Origin of the sequence: Stenotrophomonas sp. RS-48 (genome assembly GCF_030053245.1) — a bacterium.
GTDB lineage: Bacteria > Pseudomonadota > Gammaproteobacteria > Xanthomonadales > Xanthomonadaceae > Stenotrophomonas > Stenotrophomonas maltophilia_P.
Map to the genome: position 1 here is coordinate 1 of NZ_JASGBV010000152.1, position 2,660 is coordinate 2,660.

Sequence of the window (2,660 nt, forward strand, 5' to 3'; positions counted from 1 at the left end):
CCGCAGCGAGCGCGCGCTGCGGCACGCCGACCGCGGCGATGCCGGCAACCACGCCGCCAGCGGCGAGACCCTGAACGAACAGGCGGCGCGACGGCATGGGCAGGGCGCCCGGGCCGGGGGGAATGCGGGTATTCATGGTGGTGACTCCAGACACGGTAGGACGCCGGCAGCGGGCCGGCTTGAGTGCGCGTGGCGCACGACGCGTGTGGATCAGGCGATGGGAGGGCGGGAAAGTGGCGGCAACGGCGGCGCCGGGCGGCCGTTGGCCGGCATCGGCTGCGGTGTCAGCGACAGGCCGGGACCGGCCATGAAGGGCAGCGCCTGCACCGCCAGCAGGGGATGCTGGGCACAGCTGCGCAGGCAGTCCTTGATCTGGCAATGCGCATCGTGGGCCGCCGGTTGGGCCTGCGGCGCCTCGTCGGCGGACATGGCGGCGTGGTGATGGCAGTCGGCGTCGCCCGCCATCGTCGCCATCATCACGTGGGCCATGCGGCCCATCTCCTCATGACCGCTGGCCATGGCCGCGTTCAGCCCGTTGAGCAACAGGCTGAGCATGAGCACGACGCGGAGCAGGGTCGAGGCCAGGGACATGGCGCTAATCTAGCCGCAAGCGGGCCCGGATGCACTTCCGGCTGAATGGCCGGTTCAAGATTGGAGCGGCACCAATGTAGAGCCGAGCCCGCGCTCGGCTGCTTCTGCGGCAACAGCCGAGCGTGAGCTCGGCTCTACAGGAGGCCCGGCGCTACCCCTCTTCGCGCACGATTTCCACCAGGCGCGGACCATAGCGGCTCAGCTTGGTGCCACCGATGCCGCCGACCCGGGCCAGCTCGTCCAGGCTGGTGGGGCGCTGTTCGGCGATGTTGCGCAGGGTACTGTCGTGGAAGATCACGAAGGCCGGCACGTTCTGCTCGCGGGCCAGTTCGGCACGCAGGCCGCGCAGGGCATTGAACAGTGCCAGATCCTGCGGGGGGACCGACAGGCCGGTGCGCTGCGCGCTGCGTTCGCGGCCGGCGCTGGTCGCAGCCTCGCGGCGCATGTTCACCGTGCGGCGGCCCTTCAGTACGTCGCGGCTGGCATCGGTCAGGCGCAGGCCGCCGTGGCCTTCGCTGTCCACTTCGAGCAGGCTGGCGGCCACCAGCTGGCGGAACACGCTGCGCCAGGTCCTTGCATCCAGGTCGCGGCCGATGGCGTAGGTGCTGAGCTGGTCATGACCTTGCTGGCGCACCTTCTCGTTCTCGCTGCCGCGCAGGATGTCGATCAGGTGGCCGACGCCGTAGCGCTGGCCGCTGCGGTAGACGCAGCTCAGTGCCTTCTGCGCGGGAACCGTCGCGTCCCATGCCGCTGGCGGGGTCAGGCAGTTGTCGCAGTTGCCGCAGGGGCGGGGATAGGTCTCCCCGAAGCCGGCCAGCAGCACCTGGCGGCGGCATTGCATGGATTCGCAATAGCCGAGCAGGTGGTCGAGCTTGGACCGCTCCAGCTGCTTGCGTTCCTCGCCGGCTTCGGACTGCTCGATCATCTGCTTGAGCAGCACGACGTCGCCCAGGCCGTAGCACAGCCATGCTTCGGCCGCTTCGCCATCGCGGCCGGCGCGGCCGGTTTCCTGGTAGTAGCCTTCCATCGACTTGGGCAGGTCGGTATGCGCAACGAAGCGCACGTCCGGCTTGTCGATGCCCATGCCGAAGGCGATGGTGGCGCACATGACGATGCCGTCCTCGCGCAGGAAGCGGCGCTGGTTGTCCGCGCGGACGTCGGCGGGCAGGCCGGCGTGGTAGGGCAGGGCGTTGAAGCCCTGTCCGCGCAGGTACTCGGCGGTTTCCTCGACCTTGCGCCGCGACATGCAGTAGACGATGCCCGCCTCGCCGCGATGGCCGCGCAGGAAATCGGTCAGCTGCTTGCGTGCGTTGTCCTTCTGCACCACGGTGTAGCGGATGTTGGGGCGGTCGAAGGAGCTGACGAAATGGCGGGCATCCTGCAGGTCCAGGCGCTCGGCGATCTCGCGCTGGGTCGGCGGATCGGCGGTGGCTGTCAGGGCAATCCGGGGAATCTGCGGCCAGCGCTCGTGCAGCACCGTCAGCTGGCGGTACTCGGGGCGGAAGTCATGGCCCCATTGCGACACGCAATGGGCCTCGTCGATCGCGAACAGGGCGATCCGGCTGCGCGAGAGCAGGGACAGGAAGCGACCCGTCAGCAGGCGCTCGGGTGCGACATAGAGCATGTCCAGCTCACCGGCCAGCAGTTCGCGTTCGACGCGGCCGGCAGTGTCCGCGTCCAGCGTCGAGTTCAGGTATTCGGCGCGCACGCCCAGCTGGCGCAGGGCTTCGACCTGGTCCTGCATCAGTGCGATCAGCGGTGAGATGACAATGCCGCACCCGTCACGCAGCAGGGCGGGCACCTGGTAGCACAGCGACTTGCCACCGCCGGTGGGCATCAACACCAGGGCGTCGTGACCGGCAGCCACGTGCTCCACGATGTCCTGCTGCGGACCACGGAAATCGTCGTAACCAAAGACGCGGTTGAGCAGGTCGTGCGCGGGACGGGAAGCCATCGCGCTAGTTTACCCCGGAGGGAGGGGTAGGGGTTCGGCAGGGCTGCGCCCTGCACCTGCTGCAAGCCAGTGCAACGTCAAAGGCAACAGCCGGCTCTGGGCTGATCCGCGGTCT

3 protein-coding genes are annotated in these 2,660 nt (G+C 68.9%); all 3 read right to left on the reverse strand.

Annotation, left to right across the window (positions count from 1 at the left end):
- Positions 1 to 136, reverse strand: a 136-nt coding sequence (locus QMZ25_RS19000; protein ID WP_283220132.1) for a twin-arginine translocation signal domain-containing protein, incomplete at its 3' end; no start/stop codon positions are given.
- 74 nt (positions 137 to 210) lie between these two features.
- Positions 211 to 591 (reverse strand): CopL family metal-binding regulatory protein, encoded by a 381-nt coding sequence (locus tag QMZ25_RS19005; protein WP_053520158.1) that lies wholly within the window; start codon positions 589 to 591, stop codon positions 211 to 213.
- 151 nt (positions 592 to 742) lie between these two features.
- Complete coding sequence (recQ, locus tag QMZ25_RS19010; RefSeq protein ID WP_053520157.1) at positions 743 to 2,545, reverse strand: DNA helicase RecQ; 1,803 nt, start codon at positions 2,543 to 2,545, stop codon at positions 743 to 745.
- Positions 2,546 to 2,660: the final 115 nt, after the last annotated feature.

What these genes read in the sequence shown, in the direction of transcription:
- QMZ25_RS19005 (WP_053520158.1), bottom strand. Translation starts at nt 591, where the DNA reads ATGTCCCTGGCCTCGACCCTGCTCCGCGTCGTGCTCATGCTCAGCCTG.
- recQ (WP_053520157.1), bottom strand. Translation starts at nt 2,545, where the DNA reads ATGGCTTCCCGTCCCGCGCACGACCTGCTCAACCGCGTCTTTGGTTAC.